Origin of the sequence: Bradyrhizobium acaciae (assembly GCF_020889785.1) — a bacterium.
GTDB lineage: Bacteria > Pseudomonadota > Alphaproteobacteria > Rhizobiales > Xanthobacteraceae > Bradyrhizobium > Bradyrhizobium acaciae.
In genome coordinates this window covers 1-16,383 of record NZ_JACMYK010000019.1, presented here as the reverse complement: position 1 = coordinate 16,383, position 16,383 = coordinate 1, and the positions used below count along the sequence as shown (strand labels likewise).

Annotated in this window: 12 protein-coding genes and 2 pseudogenes; 7 read left to right on the top strand and 7 right to left on the bottom strand. The window is 64.7% G+C overall.

Features of this window, described 5'->3' with window-relative positions:
- Positions 1-24 precede the first annotated feature (24 nt).
- From H8A92_RS11045 to H8A92_RS11035, 4 genes and pseudogenes are all read left to right on the top strand, one after another.
- Positions 25-1,716 (top strand): methyl-accepting chemotaxis protein, encoded by a 1,692-nt coding sequence (locus H8A92_RS11045; protein WP_229195828.1) that lies wholly within the window; start codon positions 25-27, stop codon positions 1,714-1,716.
- Between the two features lie 94 nt (positions 1,717-1,810).
- Positions 1,811-2,010: pseudogene (locus H8A92_RS40775) on the top strand (methyl-accepting chemotaxis protein); the annotation flags it as partial.
- Positions 2,011-2,397: 387 nt separating this feature from the next.
- Positions 2,398-5,577: an efflux RND transporter permease subunit gene (locus H8A92_RS11040; protein ID WP_229195827.1), complete on the top strand. Its 3,180-nt coding sequence runs from the start codon at positions 2,398-2,400 to the stop codon at positions 5,575-5,577.
- A complete protein-coding gene (locus H8A92_RS11035) occupies positions 5,564-6,766 on the top strand; it encodes an efflux RND transporter periplasmic adaptor subunit (RefSeq protein WP_163162270.1) in 1,203 nt (400 codons plus the stop codon). Before H8A92_RS11040 ends, H8A92_RS11035 begins: the two co-directional genes overlap by 14 nt.
- Positions 6,767-6,888: 122 nt before the next feature.
- Here H8A92_RS11035 and H8A92_RS11030 read toward each other — a convergent pair whose 3' ends face one another.
- Both H8A92_RS11030 and H8A92_RS11025 read right to left on the bottom strand, forming a co-directional pair.
- Positions 6,889-8,400 carry an acetyl-CoA acetyltransferase gene (locus H8A92_RS11030; RefSeq protein ID WP_229195826.1) on the bottom strand — a complete coding sequence of 504 codons (1,512 nt, stop codon included), beginning with the start codon at positions 8,398-8,400 and terminating at the stop codon, positions 6,889-6,891.
- Positions 8,401-8,570: 170 nt separating this feature from the next.
- Positions 8,571-9,704, bottom strand: coding sequence for a nitronate monooxygenase (locus H8A92_RS11025; RefSeq protein ID WP_229195825.1), 1,134 nt, complete (start codon positions 9,702-9,704; stop codon positions 8,571-8,573).
- A 276-nt stretch (positions 9,705-9,980) separates the two neighbouring features.
- Here H8A92_RS11025 and yghU point away from each other — a divergent pair, with 276 nt between their 5' ends.
- Positions 9,981-10,856, top strand: a complete 876-nt coding sequence (gene yghU / locus H8A92_RS11020; protein WP_229195824.1) for a glutathione-dependent disulfide-bond oxidoreductase — start codon at positions 9,981-9,983, stop codon at positions 10,854-10,856.
- Between the two features lie 205 nt (positions 10,857-11,061).
- Here the strand turns inward: yghU and H8A92_RS11015 are convergent, their stop codons facing one another.
- The 5 genes from H8A92_RS11015 to H8A92_RS10995 all read right to left on the bottom strand — a co-directional run bounded on the left by H8A92_RS11015 (position 11,062) and on the right by H8A92_RS10995 (position 15,250).
- The gene (locus tag H8A92_RS11015) at positions 11,062-11,337 is read right to left on the bottom strand and encodes a GNAT family N-acetyltransferase (protein ID WP_229195823.1); all 276 of its coding nucleotides are present in this window, start codon (positions 11,335-11,337) and stop codon (positions 11,062-11,064) included.
- A 14-nt stretch (positions 11,338-11,351) separates the two neighbouring features.
- A complete protein-coding gene (locus H8A92_RS11010) occupies positions 11,352-11,969 on the bottom strand; it encodes a flavin reductase family protein (protein WP_163153212.1) in 618 nt (205 codons plus the stop codon).
- Between the two features lie 309 nt (positions 11,970-12,278).
- A complete protein-coding gene (locus H8A92_RS11005) occupies positions 12,279-13,553 on the bottom strand; it encodes an acyl-CoA dehydrogenase family protein (protein ID WP_163153213.1) in 1,275 nt (424 codons plus the stop codon).
- Positions 13,554-13,733: 180 nt separating this feature from the next.
- On the bottom strand, positions 13,734-14,111 hold the full coding sequence (locus tag H8A92_RS11000; RefSeq protein ID WP_229195822.1) for a VOC family protein: 378 nt from the start codon (positions 14,109-14,111) through the stop codon (positions 13,734-13,736).
- 356 nt (positions 14,112-14,467) lie between these two features.
- Positions 14,468-15,250 (bottom strand): SDR family NAD(P)-dependent oxidoreductase, encoded by a 783-nt coding sequence (locus H8A92_RS10995; RefSeq protein ID WP_229195821.1) that lies wholly within the window; start codon positions 15,248-15,250, stop codon positions 14,468-14,470.
- A gap of 177 nt (positions 15,251-15,427) precedes the next feature.
- Between H8A92_RS10995 and H8A92_RS10990 the strand changes: the two genes are divergently transcribed.
- Together H8A92_RS10990 and H8A92_RS10985 are read left to right on the top strand one after the other, a co-directional pair.
- Positions 15,428-16,222, top strand: a complete 795-nt coding sequence (locus H8A92_RS10990) for an enoyl-CoA hydratase/isomerase (protein ID WP_229195820.1) — start codon at positions 15,428-15,430, stop codon at positions 16,220-16,222.
- Positions 16,219-16,383: pseudogene (locus tag H8A92_RS10985) on the top strand (phosphotransferase family protein); the annotation flags it as partial. The gene H8A92_RS10990 and the pseudogene H8A92_RS10985, both read left to right, overlap by 4 nt.

The following is a 16,383-nucleotide window of genomic DNA, read 5'->3' as shown; positions in this document are numbered from 1 at the left end:
AGCCCGTGTCCAAGAGACCCCACGATGTTCGCCAAATTCTCGATCCGCGCCAAGATCATTGCTGCGGTTGCATTCCTGCTTGTCGCGCTGACCGGCATGGGCCTGCTCGCCGTATGGAACATGCGGGCGATCAATTCCAGCACGGTCGACATCACGACCAACTGGTTGCCGAGCGTGCGCGTGCTCGGCGAGCTGCGCGCCGGGGTCATCACCTACCGCAACGTCATCCGCGAACACATGCTCTCGGAAACGCTCGAGGAGAAGCTGGCCGCGGAAAAGACGCTCGCTAGCGTCGTCGAGATGAACACCAAGGCTCGCGCCAAGTACGAGCCGATGATTGCCAACTCGGAGGAGCGGGCGCTGTACCAGCAGTGGTCCGACACCTGGGACAAGTACAAAAAGGGCACCGAAGAGGTGATGAGCCTGTCGCGCAAGGAAGTCGGCAAGCTTCCGCATGAAGCGCACGAGCTCAACACCAAGGTCGTCAACAAGATCGGTCTCGAGGCGGATGAGATCCTGAACAAGGACATCGAGCTCAACAACGTCGGTGCCGACAAGGCCGCGCAGGAAGCCGCCAGCAATTACGGCTCGGCGCTGGTGATGGTGGCCGCGATCCTCGGCATTGCGATCCTGATCAGTGTCGGCGTCAGCCTCTACACGGTTCGCGACATTTCGGCCGGCATCGCCTCGATCGTGAGCCCGATGCAGGCGCTGGGCCGCGGCGAGCTGACCGCGCAGGTGCCGCACCAGGGCGAGAAGACTGAGATCGGTGCCATGGCCGATGCACTGCAGGTATTCAAGGAAGCCCTGATCGCCAAGAAGGCGGCTGATGAAGCCGCGGCGGCCGATGCCGAGGCCAAGATCGAGCGCGGCCGCCGGGTCGATACCATCACCCGCAATTTCGAGCAGATGATCGGCGAGATCGTGCAGACCGTGTCGTCGGCCTCGACCCAGCTCGAAGCTTCCGCCAGCACGCTGTCGTCGACCGCCCGGCGTTCGCAGGAACTCACCACTTCGGTTGCTGCGGCGTCCGAAGAGGCCTCGACCAACGTCCAGTCGGTGGCGTCGGCGACCGAGGAGTTGTCGTCGTCGGTGACCGAGATCAGCCGTCAGGTGCAGGAGTCGGCGCGGATGGCCGGCGACGCCGTCGGCCAGGCGCGCACCACCAACGATCGCGTCAGCGAGCTGTCGAAGGCGGCCGCGCGCATCGGAGACGTCGTCGAACTGATCAACACGATTGCCGGCCAGACCAATCTGCTGGCGCTGAACGCCACCATCGAGGCGGCGCGCGCCGGCGAAGCCGGCCGCGGCTTCGCGGTCGTGGCTTCCGAGGTGAAGGCCCTTGCCGAGCAGACCGCCAAGGCGACCGGCGAGATCGGCCAGCAGATTGCCGGCATCCAGACCGCGACCCAGGAGTCGGTCGGTGCGATCAAGGAGATCTCGTCGACCATCGAGAAGTTGTCGGAGATCTCGTCCACCATTGCCGCCGCGGTCGAAGAGCAGGGCGCGGCGACGCAGGAGATTTCCCGCAACGTGCAGCAGGCGGCGCAGGGCACCCAGCAGGTCTCGGCCAACATCACGGACGTGCAGCACGGCGCCAACGAAACCGGCTCGGCGTCGAGCCAGGTGCTGTCGGCAGCACAGTCGCTCTCGGGTGACAGCAACCGCCTCAAGCTCGAAGTCGGCAAGTTCCTCGAGGCCGTCCGCGCGGCCTGACGCCGGCCGAATCTCCGACCATCGAACAATGCCCGGTCGACAGGCCGGGCATTTTTTTGCGCGGATGCCGCATTCTCGCTCAGCGATTCAACGGAAGGAAATATCCCGAAACGTGCAGCAGCGGCGCAGGGCACCCAGCAGGTCTCGGCCAACATCACCGACGTGCAGCACGGCGCCAACGAGACCGGTTCGGCATCGACCCAGGTGCTGTCGGCGGCACTGTCGCTCTCGGGCGAGAGCAGCCGCCTCAAGCTCGAGGTCGGCAAGTTCCTCAACGCCGTTCGCGCCGCCTGATCCGGCGCCATCAGGCGGGCCGGGCTGCCGCGATGGTTCTCAGGGCAACCAATCCCAGCGTGGTGGGCCGGCCGGCTCACACGCTTTGCATTTTCGCAGGGCAGCGATGCGTTAGCCTTCTGGCGGCGGAAACGGCGTACTCGGCCAGCCCGGTTTCGGAGCAGGGCCGTCTCTTTTGCCGACAACATGAGCGCGATCGGCGGCACTGCGTCCGGCACGGTTGATCGAAGCGCGCCGCCTCACCGTGCTATGCCAAGGAAGTGAAGGCTGTCGGGGCTCCGCAGGTTGGCGTTTTGCTCGTCATCGGGTAAATCGGCCGCTGCGGAACGGCTTTTGCAATGTCGATTCCTCCGCCCGGGCGGGCTTCATTTCGGGAATGCTGCTTTTATGATCGCACTGGTCCGTATCGCGCTGAGCCGGCCATATACTTTCGTCGTGCTCGCGATCCTGCTGCTGATCATCGGACCGCTGGCGGCATTGCGCACGCCGACCGACATCTTTCCTGAAATCCGCATCCCCGTGATCGGCGTGGCCTGGCAATACACCGGCCTGCCGCCGGACCAGATGTCCGGGCGGATCACGACGCCGTTCGAGCGCACGCTGACCACGACGGTCAACGACATCGAGCACATCGTCGCCAATTCCTATAACGGCTTCGGCATCGTCAAGATCTTCTTCCAGCCCAACGTCGACATCCGCACCGCCAACGCGCAGGTCACCGCGATCTCGCAGACCCTGCTCAAGCAGTTGCCGCCGGGATCGACGCCGCCACTGATCCTGAATTACAGCGCCTCGACGGTTCCGATCATCCAGGTCGCGCTGTCCGGCGACGGCTTGACCGAGCAGAACCTCGCCGATATCGGCATCAACCAGCTGCGCACGCCGCTGGTCACGGTGCCCGGCGTCGCAATCCCGTATCCGTTCGGCGGCAAGCAGCGCCAGGTCCAGATCGACCTCAATTCGACCGCGCTGCAGGCGCGGGGGCTGTCGGGGCAGGACGTCGCCAACGCGCTCGCCGCGCAGAACCTGATCACGCCGGTCGGCACCCAGAAGATCGGCAGCTTCGAATACACCATCAATCTCAACAACTCGCCGCTCAAGATGGAAGAGCTCGGCGACCTGCCGATCAAGCAGGTCAACGGCGCGATGGTCTATGTGCGCGACGTCGCCACCGTGCGCGACGGCAACCCGCCGCAGACCAACATCGTCCATGTCGACGGCAACCGCTCGGTGTTGATGATGGTGCTGAAGGCCGGCGCGATCTCGACGCTCGATATCATCGCCGGCATCAAGCAGAAGGTGATCGAGGTCAAGGACCAGCTGCCGGACGCGCTGAAGATCGGCTTCATCGGCGACCAGTCGGTGTTCGTCCGCGGCGCGATCACCGGCGTCGCCGTCGAGGGCGTGATCGCGGCGCTCTTGACCAGCGTCATGATCCTGCTGTTCCTCGGCAGCTGGCGCTCGACCGTCATCATCGCAGTGTCGATCCCGCTGTCGGTGCTCGGCGCCATCATCATGCTGTCGGCGATCGGCGAGACGCTGAACATCATGACGCTCGGCGGCCTTGCGCTCGCGGTCGGCATCCTGGTCGACGACGCCACGGTGACGATCGAGAACATCAACTACCATCTGGAGCAGGGCAAGCCGGTCGAGCAGTCGATCCTCGACGGCGCCAACCAGATCGTGACGCCGGCCTTCGTCTCGCTGCTCTGTATCTGCATCGTGTTCGTGCCGATGTTCTTCCTGACCGGCGTCGCGCGCTTCCTGTTCGTGCCGATGGCCGAAGCGGTCATGTTCGCGATGATCTGGTCGTTCATCCTGTCGCGCACTCTGGTGCCGACGATGGCGAAATATCTCTTGCAGCCGCATGTCCATCACGAGGGCGCGCCGCCGAAATCGCGCAATCCCCTGGTCTGGTTCCAGCGCGGTTTCGAGGCGGGCTTCGAGCGCGTCCGCGGCGGCTATCGCGGCCTGCTCGAGATGGCGCTCGGCCATCGCAAGGTGTTCGTCGCCGGCTTCCTCGCGGTGGTGGCGACGTCGTTCCTGCTGGTGCCGTTCCTCGGCCGCAATTTCTTTCCTGCGGTTGACGCCGGCAACATCCTGATGCATGTCCGCACCCAGGTCGGCACCCGCGTCGAGGAAACCGCCAACCAGATGGCCGACGTCCAGAAGGCGGTCCGCAAGCTGATCCCCGGCGAGATCGAGACCATGACCGACAACATCGGCATGCCGATCTCCAGCATCAACATGACCTACAACAACACCGGCGTGATCGGCCCGCAGGACGCCGACATCCAGATCAGGCTGAAGGACGGCCACAAGCCGACCGCTGAGCATGTGCGCACGCTGCGCGAGCAGTTGCCGCGACTGTTCCCGGGCACCAGCTTCTCGTTCCTGCCGGCCGACATCGTCAGCCAGATTCTGAACTTCGGCGCGCCGGCGCCGATCGACCTGCAGATCCGCGGTGCCAATATCGAGGCTAACTTCGCCTATGCCAACAGGCTGCTGGCCAAGATCAAGCGCATCCCCGGCATCGCCGACGCGCGGATCCAGCAGTCGCCGAACAACCCGACCTTCAACATCGATGTCGACCGCACCCGCGCGCAATATGTCGGCCTGACCGAGCGCGACGTCACCAACTCGCTGGTCGTCAACCTCGCAGGCTCCTCGCAGGTCGCGCCGACCTACTACCTCAATCCCGATAACGGCGTGTCCTATTCGATCGTGATGCAGACGCCGCAATACCAGATCGACTCGCTGAGCGCGCTGCAGACCCTGCCGATCACCGCGACCGGCAACACCCAGGCTCCGATCCTCGGCGGCATCGCCGACATCAAGCGCGCGACCTCGAGCGCGGTGGTGTCGCAATACGACATCCAGTCGCTGGTGCAGATCTACGCCACGACGCAAGGGCGCGATCTCGGCGGCGTGGCGACCGACGTGCGCCAGCTGATCGCAGACACCGCCAAGGAAGTGCCGAAGGGCTCGTCCGTGGTGCTGCTCGGCCAGGTGCAGACCATGAACTCGGCCTTCACCGGCCTGCTGTTCGGCCTGCTCGGTGCGGTCGTGCTGATCTACTTCCTGATCGTGGTGAACTTCCAGTCCTGGTCGGATCCGTTCGTGATCATCACGGCGCTGCCTGCCGCGCTTGCCGGCATCGTCTGGATGCTGTTCACGACCCAGACCACGCTGTCGGTGCCGGCGCTGACCGGGGCCATCATGTGCATGGGCGTCGCAACCGCCAACAGCGTGCTGGTGATCAGTTTCGCCCGCGAGCGCTATGAGGAGCTCGGCGATCCCGTCGCTGCGGCGCTGGAGGCCGGCTTCGTCCGGTTCCGCCCGGTGCTGATGACGGCGCTCGCGATGATCATCGGCATGGCGCCGATGGCGCTGGGGCTGGGCGAGGGCGGCGAGCAAAACGCTCCGCTCGGTCGGGCCGTGATCGGCGGCCTGATCTTCGCCACAACCGCGACGCTGATGTTTGTTCCCGTGGTATTCAGTATGGTACACAAGAAGCAAGGCGCCAAAGCCGCCGCCTCATCGGAGATTCCGCATGCAGCCCACTGAACAGCGCCCACCGGTGTCCAGCCGGAGATTGGGCATATTCGGCGTGGTTGCACTGGTCGGCGCGGGACTGATTGTCGGTACCGGCATCCGCGCCCGTGAGGAGCAGGACAACCGGCTGAAGGAATGGACCGACGACCAGGCCGTTCCGACCGTCGCGGTGGCGCTGCCTAACGCCAAGGCGCTGAGCCCCACGATCGATCTGCCCGGCCGGCTCGAGGCGTACTCCCGCGCGCCGATCTTCGCCCGCGTGTCCGGCTATCTCAAGACCTGGGACGCCGATATCGGCGCTCGCGTCAAGGCCGGCCAGGTGATCGCCGAAATCGAGGCGCCCGACCTCGACCAGCAATTGCTGCAGGCGCGCGCCGATCTCGCCAGCGCCCAGGCCTCAGCCAAGCTCTCGGAGGCCACGCTGAGCCGGCGCAAGACGCTGGTTGCCTCGAACTTCGTGTCCGCGCAGGAGATCGACGAGCGCACCGCCGACCTCTCCAACAAGAACGGTGCGGTCAAGGCCGGTCAGGCCAATGTCGAGCGGCTGGAAGCGCTCGCCGGTTACAAGAAGATCACAGCGCCGTTCGATGGCGTGGTGACCTCGCGCGACACCGACGTCGGCGCGCTGATCAACGCCGGTGGCGGCTCGGGCCCGGCGATGTTCACGGTCTCCGACATCACCAAGCTGCGCGTCTATGTCAACGTGCCGCAGAACTACGTTCCGGCGATCAAGATCGGCGCCAAGGCGACGCTGGTGCTGCCGGATTACCCGAACCGCACTTTCCAGGCGACCGTGGAAGCCTCTTCGCAGGCGGTCGACGTCGCCTCCGGCACCACGCGGATGCAGCTCGGGCTCGACAATTCCTCCGGCGAATTGATGCCGGGGAGTTATGCCAGCGTGAAGCTGAACTTGCAGCGCGAGTCCACGCCGCTCAGCATTCCCGCCAGCGCACTGATCTTCAACAGCAGCGGCCTGCGGGTCGCGACCGTCGGCCCTGACGACAAGGTGCTGTTCAAGACCGTGAAGATCGGCCGCGACCTCGGCAAGGAGATCGAGATCGCCTCGGGCCTTGCTCCCGACGACCGCATCATCACCGCCCCGCCGGATGGCCTCGCCGACGGCGATCATGTCCGCGTCACCGGCGCCGGCGCCAAGGGCAAGCCGACGACGGCCTCCGAGAAGCAGGATGTGAAGGGGTAGGGGACGCGGCGTCGCTCCTTCGTCATGCCCGGGCTTGTCCCGGGCATCCACGTCTTACCTTCCTTCGTTGGGCAAAGACGTGGATGGCCGGGACAAGCCCCGGCCATGACGCGGAAAGTGCGTTACCCCACCCGCCATTCCAGCATGCCGTCACCGGCGGTGACGATGTTGCCGGTGCTGCCGACCGGCGTGCGATCCATGTTCTGCAGATGCGCCAGCGTCGCGGTATCGCTCGCCGGAATCCGGCCGAGCGTGCGGCGGCCATCCTCGGTGCGCAGCATGGTGACGCCGTGCTCGACCTCGCCATTGGCGCGATAGATCACGGTGAAGGCCTCGACCTTGCCTTTGCCCGCGGCCTCCGCGGTGAAGTCGGGCACATCGCGCCGGTTGCGGTCGGCCTCGGCCTGCACGGAGGTCTCCTGCTTGAGCGCGGCCGTCGGCGCCGCACGCGACAGCACCAGGCCGTGATGCTTGGTGACGAAGCCGCCCTGGCCATAGAGCAGGCCGAGCGTGCCGCCGCTTCGCAGCTTGCGCACCATCGCGCAGGCCGAATGCGTCATGTAGGTGTTGAGCGGCGCGCCGAAGAAGGTGAGGCCGCCCGTCACAGTCGGCTGCACGTCGGCACCGAGGCCAAGCGTCCGGCGCGCCATCTTGGGCACGCAGGGGAAGCAGCTATAGAGCTCGATCGCGTCGAACTTCCTGCCGTCGCCGCCGACAAGATCCATCACTGCCTTCAACACCGCGGTCTGCGCGTGGCTTTCGACGAACTGATCGCGGGTCAGATAATCGCGCGGCTCTTCCGCCGAGGCGCCGCCGAGCGGATAGATCAGCTTGTCCTCCGGCACGCCGGCGGCCCGCGCCTTGGCAAGGCTGGTCAGGATCAGCGCGCCGCCCATGTTCACCGTCGGGTTCGCCACCATCAGCTTGGTATACGGCCAGGCGATCATCCGGTTGTCGGGGGTTGCGGTGGTGATCTCGTCGCCGGTGAAGCGCTTCTTCAGCCATGAGTTCGGATTGTCCGCGGCAACGCGTGCGTAGGTCGACCACAGGTCGCCGGATTCCTTCAGCGCCTCGCGCGGCGTCTGCCCCCAGTGCGCCGAGGTCGCGGACTCATAGAGCGGATAGACCGTGATCGGCCTGAACACACCAAGCGTCACGGCCATCGGCTTCTGGAACGCAGCGCCGCGCTTCGGCTCCTCGACGTCATGGGCGAACGGCGTCCACGGCAATTCGACGCCGGCGCGCTGCGCCTTCGTCGCGGTCGACTGCGCCTCCGCGCCGCACACCGCCGCGACGCTGCATTCGCCGCGCGCAATGCGCTGCGCCGCCTCGTGCAGATAGCGGATCGGGCTCTCGCCGCCGACCGGGCCGTAATAGAGATGCGAAGGCTGAATGCCGAGCCGTGCGGCGAGCTGCTTCTCGGGATCGCGATAGCGCCAGCTCAGGAAATTGACGACGTCGAGCGACTGCACGTCGGAGAGCAGCTTTGCGCCGCTGTCCGCCTCGGCGCGCTTCAGCGCCTGTTCCAGCAGGGTGAGCGGCTCGAGGCCGGCGGCGATGTCCTTCGGACGATCGACGATCTCACCGACGCCGACGATGACGGGAATGCGGTCTTCGGGGATGCTGTTCGACATTTTGTTCTAGCTTTACTTTCTCGATTTTATCACGCCGTCGCCCTTCGAGGCCTCCGCTGCGCTACGGCGCCTCAGGGTGACGGCTACGGGGACGGCGTCATCCTGAGGTGCGAGCCTTGCGGCGCGTCAGCGCCGCTGGGCGAGCCTCGAAGGATGGGCCACGTATTCGATCACTCCGCCATCAGTGCGTTCATGTGCTCGACGGCCTCGACGAAATCTTCCTTGAACTCCTGCACCACGGCGCCCGCGGACTTCACGCTGTCGACCAGGCCGACACCCTGGCCGACGAAATAGCTCACGAGATCGCGGGCCTTCTCGTTACCACCAGCGGCGGCGCGGTCGATCGCGTTGAAGGCGTCGCGGCTGATGATGCTTTGTAGCGGCATCGGCAGCGCGCCGGGGCTGTCCGGCGAGCGGTCCCAGGCGTCGGTCCACACCGAACGGAGCTGCCGTGCCGGCTTGCCGGTGCGGCCCTTCGAGCGGATGGCGTCGCGGGAGGAGGCGGCGATCATCTTCTCGCGGAAAATCTGCGAGGTCTCCGATTCCACCGTGGCAAGCCACACCGAGCCGGTCCACGCGCCGGCCGCGCCCATCGCCATGCAGGCCGCCATCTGGCTGCCGGTCATGATGCCACCGGCGGCGAGCACCGGCACGTCGCGGATCTTCTTGATCGCCTTGATCACCTCGGGCACCAGCACCATGGTCGAGACCTCGCCGCAATGGCCGCCGGCCTCGGTGCCCTGCGCGACGAGGATGTCGACGCCGGCCGCGACCTGACGCAGCGCATGCTCCTTGGAGCCGACCAGCGCCGCCACCGGTACGCCGTGCTTGCGGCCCATCTCGATCATCGCCTTCGGCGGCACGCCGAGCGCGTTCGCGATCAGCCGGATCGGATGGCGGAACGAGACCTCGAGCAGTTGCAGCGCGGTCTCCGCATCGAACGGCTGCGGCTGGTTGTCGGCGACGCTCTGCGTCGTGAGCTCGATGTTGTATTTCTTCAGCAGATTGCGGGTGAAATCGCGGTGCTCCTGTGAGACGCGTTTCTCCAGGCTCCTCCAGGTGACGTTCTTCTCACCTGCGGTCGAGATGTTTTCCGGGATCAGCACGTCGATGCCGTAGGGCTTGCCGTCGACATGTGCGTCGATCCATTTCAGCTCCTGCTCCAGCGTCTCCGGCAAGTACCGGGTCGCGCCGAACACGCCGAAGCCGCCGGCGCGGCTGACTGCCGCCACCACGTCGCGGCAATGGCTGAAAGCGAGCAGGGGGAATTCAATTCCCAGCATGTCGCAGATCGGTGATTTCATGAGTTGGTTTTCTCCCGGCGGCTGCTTCTTGTGCTCGTTGGCATCGGCGCCTGCAACGCTAGCGCATCACGGTCGACGAAGCCAAGCGGGTTTCGGCCGCGTCGATCTTGCGTGCAGGCGCTGCTTGGCTGCATCGCCCTCAGTGCATTCCGCTGGATAGAAAATGCGATCCGGCGGGGGTGGGCAAAGCCGGGCGTGCCCACCATCTAGTGCGGGCATGCGGATGGGCGCGGCGGTCGCCGCACCATGGAAAAACGAAAACCGGGAGCCAACGACGTGACTGACACCCCTGCCTACGAGCCGCCGAAAGTCTGGACCTGGAACAAGGAGAGCGGCGGGCGCTTCGCCAGCATCAACCGGCCGATCGCCGGCCCCACCCATGACAAGGAGCTGCCGGTCGGCCGCCATCCGCTGCAACTCTACTCGCTGGCGACGCCGAACGGCGTGAAGGTCACCGTGATGCTGGAAGAGCTGCTGGCCGCGGGCCACAAGGGGGCGGAATACGACGCCTGGCTGATCAAGATCGACGGCAATCAGTTCGGCAGCGGCTTTGTCGCGGTCAATCCGAACTCGAAGATCCCGGCGCTGATGGACCGCAGCGGGCCCGAGCCGATTCGGGTGTTCGAGTCGGGTTCGATCCTGGTCTACCTCGCAGAGAAATTCGGCGCCTTCCTGCCGACCGACACCAAGAGGCGCGCCGAAACCTTCTCCTGGCTGTTCTGGCAGATGGGCTCGGCGCCGTATCTCGGCGGGGGCTTCGGGCATTTCTACGCCTATGCGCCGACCAAGATCGAATACGCCATCGACCGCTTTGCGATGGAGGTGAAGCGTCAGCTCGACGTGCTCGACCGCAGGCTCGCCGACAACGAATATCTCGCAGGCGATGTCTACACGATCGCCGACATGGCGGTGTGGCCCTGGTACGGCGGACTGGCCAAGGGCCTGCTTTATGGTGGCGGCGAATTCCTCTCGGTGCAGGACTACAAGAACGTGCAGCGCTGGACCGATGCGATCGCGGCGCGGCCCGCGGTGAAGCGCGGCCGCATGGTCAACCGCACCTGGGGCGAGCCGTCGAGCCAGCTCCACGAGCGCCATGACGCCGGCGATTTCGAGACCAAGACGCAGGACAAGATCGAGCAGGCGGCGTCGTGATTGCGTAGGACGGATTAGTCTTACTGTGTCACGAGTCTGTCTCCATCGTCATTGCGAGGAGCGATAGCGACGAAGCAATCCATCGAACCGCATTCGCGGACAGATGGATTGCTTCGCTTGGCTCGCAATGACGGTTTGATTCGTTCGCGGTCTCACAGGGCTGGCGGGAAAGACGGTGTGACGACCCGCTCTAGGCATCGGTGCCTTACCCCAACAGATCGTCATACTCCGGATGCTTCTTCATGAAGCCCTGGATGAACTCGCACTTCACGATGAGCTTGATGCCCTGCGCGCGGACGGCGTCGAGCGTGGCGCGGGCGATCTTGGAGCCGATGCCGCGGCCGCCGAGCTCCGGCGGCACTTCGGTATGCACCAACGTGATGGTGTCCGGCGTCTTGCGGTAGACCACGAAGGCGGTGGCGCCGTCGACGGCGAGTTCGAACCGGCTCTGCGCCTCGTTGTCGCGGAATGCTTCACTCATTGTCTTGTCCTCGGCTATTTCGTCTTTGCCCCTTCGGCTGCGGGAAACACCACGCGGTCGTCGGTGCGGCAGTAGCGATCGGCGAACATGCGGCCGATCGGGTGGTAGCGGTCCATGTGGACGCGCATCGCTTCGCGATCCCACAATTCGTCGCGGATGTGGAAGTGAATGCCTTCGCCCATGATGAGTTCGCGGTCGCCGTTGACGTCGATCAGCTTCCAGGTCTTGCACTCCATCGCGAACGGCGCGTCGGCAAGCCGGGGCACCGCGATCTTGCTGGATGGCGCGAGTTTCAGGCCGAGATAATCGGGCTCGCCGATCTCAGGCGGGAAGTCGCCCGAGCTCTCGTGCATCGCGCGCGCCAGCGGCTCGTCGGTCAGGTTCACCACGAATTCGCCTGATCGTTGGATGTTGAGCATCGTGTCCTTCTCGCGGCCGTCGGGCCGGCGGTTGACCGCGAACATGCAGAGCGGCGGGTCCTCGCAGAACACGTTGAAGAACGAGAACGGCGCCGCATTGACCACGCCATCGGCGTTTTGGCTCGTCACCCATGCGATCGGCCGCGGCAGCACGAAGGAGGTCAGCACCTTGTAGCGTTCGCGCTGGGTGAGGTCGCTTGCGGCGTATTCCATGGAGATGATCCGAAATGTGGGATGGGTTAGCGACTTGTCTGCCGTAGCTCCAAGAGCGAAGGCGGAAGCGTAACCCGCCGCTGACGGGCCGCAAAGTAAAAGGCGGGTTACGCTTGCGCTAACCCGCCTTACGATTCCTGGCAAAATTCCGAATAATAGAATTATGCCGCTGAGTTGCCCGACATGTCAAGTTGCCGTGTCGAACGCCGGCCGGCTCCTTTGCATGGGGTTGTTTTCGATATTTTGGCAGAGCGCCCCTGCGGAGGCAGCCCTCCCCCCGCGAAGCGCGGGGAGAGGGAGGCGTAGCAACTACGTCATGCTCAGTTCATGACGGCCGACCACCATCCAGTGCACCTCGTCCGGACCGTCGGCGAAGCGCAGATGGCGGACGTCCTGGTACATTTCGCCGAGCGGCGACCACTGCGAGATGCCGGTGGCGCCGTGCATCTGGATCGCCTGGTCGATCACCTTGCAGGCGCGCTCGGGGACCATGGCCTTGACCATCGAGACCCAGACGCGGGCTTCCTTGTTGCCGAGCACGTCCATCGCCTTGGCCGCCTTCAGCACCATCAGCCGCATCGCTTCGATTTCGCAGCGCGCCTGGGCGATGATCTGCATGTTGCCGCCGAGGTGAGCGATCTTCTTGCCGAACGCTTCACGGGTCAGGCCACGCTGCACCATCATGTCGAGCGCCTTCTCGGCCTTGCCGATGGTGCGCATGCAGTGATGGATGCGGCCCGGTCCGAGGCGGACCTGCGAGATCTCGAAGCCGCGGCCTTCACCGAGCAGCATGTTTTCCTTCGGCACCTTGCAATTGTTGAAGCGCAGATGCATGTGGCCGCGCGGCGCATGGTCATGGCCGAACACGTGCATCGGGCCGAGGATCTCGACGCCGGGAGTGTCGATCGGGACCAGGATCTGCGACTGCTGCTTGCTCGGCGCCGCATCGGGGTTGGTCTTCACCATCACGATCATGATCTTGCAGCGCGGATCGCCGGCGCCGGAGATGTAATACTTCTCGCCGTTGATCACCCACTCGTCGCCGACGAGCTTTGCGGTGGTCGAGATGTTCTTGGCGTCGGAGGAGGCGACGTTCGGCTCGGTCATCGCATAGGCCGAGCGGATCTCGCCGTTGAGTAGCGGCTTCAGCCACTTCTCCTTCTGCGCCTTGGTACCGACGCGCTCCAGCACCTCCATGTTGCCGGTATCGGGCGCCGAGCAGTTCATGGTCTCGGAGGCCAGCGGGCTCTTGCCGAGCTCAGCGGCGATATAGGCGTAGTCGAGGTTGTTGAGGCCGTCGCCGGTTTCGGCGTCGGGCAGGAAGAAGTTCCAGAGACCGACTTCCTTGGCCTTGTCCTTGGCCTTCTGCAGGATCGCGAGCTGTTCGTCGGTGAAGCTCCAGCGGTTGGTCTTCTTCTCGCCGGCGCGATAGAACTCGACCGACATCGGGTCGACGGTGTCGCGGATGAACTGCTTCACATGATCGTAGAGCGGGCGGACCTTGTCCGACATCCGGAGGTCGTTGAGCTCGTCGCCCGGATTGAGTGTGTAGTTCGTGGTGCGCGGCACATAGGCATGCTTCATTGTCTTTTCTCCCTCGCGAAGGCGCGTTTCGCGGCGGACAATAGACGCGTGCGACGCGAAGCGCGAGCACCGATTTTTGCAGGATCTCTACCGCATCGCGGAATTTTGGCGACGGCGTTTCAAACGTTGTTTGAACGCCGCCGCCGCATGCAGCGTGAAAAAGACTCCGGCGGGCGCCGGCTATGTCATCCGGTGCATTGCGCAGATCTTGTTGCCGTCGAGATCGCGCAAGTAGGCGAGGTAGAGCTTGATGCCGCCTCCTTCGCGGACACCCGGCGGGTCCTCGCAGGGCTTGCCGCCATTGGCGACGCCGGCCGCGTGCCAGGCATGGACCTGCTCAGGCGAAGAGCAGGCAAAGCCGATCGTGCCGCCATTGGCGTGCGTCGCCGGCTCGCCGTTGATCGGCTTGGACACCATGAAAATGCCTGCCTTGGTCAGGTACATGATGCGGTGACCGTCGACCCGGGCCGGCCGGACATCGAGCGTGCCGAGCAGCGCATCGTAAAACGTCTTGGCCTTGTCCAGATCGTTGGTGCCGACCATCACGTGTGAAAACATCTGAAATATCCTCCCTGCTTGTTTGTGAAAAGTCGCCTTGTGCGTCCTTACGGCAGGAACGCTAGCAGCAGTTTTGTCGCGACGGAAGCGACGCACCGTCGCGCACTGTTCTGAAGCGATTCACTCGCGTCATTCCGGGGCTCGCGCCAAGGGGCACGCCCCGGAATGACGAGGGAGAAACGTCGCACCGCTATCACAAAACTCACTGTCGTCCCTGCGAAAGCAGGGAGCCATAACCACGACCTTGCATTGTTACATGTGGTTGGAACGGCGAGTCCCGTTCACAACATCCGCCGCGGGGTACGGGTCCCTGCTTTCGCAGGGACGACAGCGGTAAACGTGGTGGCAGCGAAAACTCAAAACGCCGTGTACCCGCCGTCGATCACAAAACAGTCCGCTGTATGATAGGACGATGCCTTGCTCATGAGATAGACGGCGATGCCGCCGAAATCGCTCGGCTCGCCGAAGCGGCGCACCGGGATGCGCGGCATCACGTTGGCGACGAACTTGTCGTTGGCCATGATGCCGGCGGTCATGTTGCTCTTGATCCAGCCCGGCAGGATCGCATTTGCGGTCACGCCGTGGCGGGCGAGCTCGACGCCGAGCGCCCGGCACAGCGCATTCAGCGCGGCCTTGGTGCCGGCATAGTGCTCGTTGCGCGCGGTGCCGAACAGCGAAGCGAGGCTCGAGGTCGCGACCAGCCGGCCGAACTTGTCGCCCGCTTCAGACCGCTCGGTCATGTGGCGTGCCGCAGCCTGGAATACATGAAACACGCCGTCGAGATTGGTCGCGAACATCTTGCGCCATTCCTCCTCGGTGCGGTCGATGAAGGAACGGCGTCCGCCGCCGCCGATGCCGGCATTGGCGAAGCAGCCGTCGACGCGGCCGAACGTGTCGAGCGTTGCCTTCATCGCGGTCTTGACCGAGCCGGGATCGCTGACGTCGCAGAATTGCGTCGAGACCTTGCCCGGCCCGGCCTTCATCGAAGCCGCGGCGTTGGCGTTTTTTTCCGCGTTGCGGCCCCAGATCGCGACGTTGCAGCCGGCGGCGTTCAACGCCTGCGCGATGCCGAGGCCGATGCCGCCATTGCCGCCGGTGATGACAGCGACGCGGCCGGTGAGATCGAAGATGCCACTCATTGGGGTTTCCATTTGGTTTGGTGCGCGCTAATCACGCGTTCACGGATGGGCTTGCCATCGACCATGGACAAGCCCGGCACAAAAATCAAATATGGGTCCAAATAAAGGTCGACCCATCGACCTACCGCGGTACCAACCGCCAAGACAACGCAAGCAAGACAACGTAACGAGGAAACCATGCAGTTCAAACACGTCACGCTCGACTTCGACGGATCGGTCGCGATCCTCAGGCTCGACCATCAGGAAGTCATGAACGCGGTGTCGATCGACATGCTCGGCGGCCTTGCCGAGGCGCTCGATGCGATCGACGACAAGCGCGACGAGGTGCGCTGCCTGGTGATCACCGGTGCGGGCAGGGCCTTCTGCACCGGAGCCAATCTGCAGGGCCGCAACCAGCAGCAGAAGCCCGGCAAGAGCAACGCCGGCGCGGCACTGGAGACCGCGTTCCATCCGTTCCTGCGCCGATTGCGTAAGCTGCACTGTCCGATCGTGACGGCGGTGAACGGTCCGGCCGCCGGCGCCGGGATGAGCTTCGCATTGATGGGCGACCTCATCCTGTGCGCGCGCTCGTCCTATTTCCTGCAGGCGTTCCGCCGCATCGGCCTGGTGCCGGATTGCGGCTCGACCTGGCTACTGCCGCGGCTGATCGGCAAGGCGCGTTCGGTCGAGCTGTCGCTGCTCGGCGAGCGGCTGCCGGCCGAGAAGGCGCTGGAATGGGGCCTCGTCAACCGTGTCTATGACGACGGCGCGCTGATGGAAGAGACGATGAAGATGGCGCACGATCTCGCCAACGGCCCGACGGTGGCGCTGTCGCTGATCCGCAAGCTCTACTGGGACAGCCCGGAAAACACGCTCGAGGATCAGCTCAATCTGGAATTCGAGTCGCAGCGAATTGCGGGCGGCGCGGAGGATTTCAAGGAGGGTGTCACCGCATTCCTCGAGAAGCGGCCGGCGAAGTTCAAGGGCAAATGATCGAGACCGAACTCGGGCGCTGCGTCGCCGCGTTTCATCCGAGCGCAACGGGCGTCACCGGCGCCGCCAAGCTCTCCGGCGGCGCCAGCCAGGAGACCTGGACGTTCGACATCGTGCACCCGAACGGCACTATCGGCGCGATCCTGCGCCGCGCGCCGCCG

Bases quoted from the DNA above. Each gene is read 5' to 3' on its own strand.
- H8A92_RS11045 (WP_229195828.1), top strand. From the start codon at position 25: ATGTTCGCCAAATTCTCGATCCGCGCCAAGATCATTGCTGCGGTTGCA.
- H8A92_RS11040 (WP_229195827.1), top strand. From the start codon at position 2,398: ATGATCGCACTGGTCCGTATCGCGCTGAGCCGGCCATATACTTTCGTC.
- H8A92_RS11035 (WP_163162270.1), top strand. From the start codon at position 5,564: ATGCAGCCCACTGAACAGCGCCCACCGGTGTCCAGCCGGAGATTGGGC.
- H8A92_RS11030 (WP_229195826.1), bottom strand. From the start codon at position 8,400: ATGTCGAACAGCATCCCCGAAGACCGCATTCCCGTCATCGTCGGCGTC.
- H8A92_RS11025 (WP_229195825.1), bottom strand. From the start codon at position 9,704: ATGAAATCACCGATCTGCGACATGCTGGGAATTGAATTCCCCCTGCTC.
- H8A92_RS11015 (WP_229195823.1), bottom strand. From the start codon at position 11,337: ATGAGTGAAGCATTCCGCGACAACGAGGCGCAGAGCCGGTTCGAACTC.
- H8A92_RS11010 (WP_163153212.1), bottom strand. From the start codon at position 11,969: ATGGAATACGCCGCAAGCGACCTCACCCAGCGCGAACGCTACAAGGTG.
- H8A92_RS11005 (WP_163153213.1), bottom strand. From the start codon at position 13,553: ATGAAGCATGCCTATGTGCCGCGCACCACGAACTACACACTCAATCCG.
- H8A92_RS11000 (WP_229195822.1), bottom strand. From the start codon at position 14,111: ATGTTTTCACACGTGATGGTCGGCACCAACGATCTGGACAAGGCCAAG.
- H8A92_RS10995 (WP_229195821.1), bottom strand. From the start codon at position 15,250: ATGAGTGGCATCTTCGATCTCACCGGCCGCGTCGCTGTCATCACCGGC.
- H8A92_RS10990 (WP_229195820.1), top strand. From the start codon at position 15,428: ATGCAGTTCAAACACGTCACGCTCGACTTCGACGGATCGGTCGCGATC.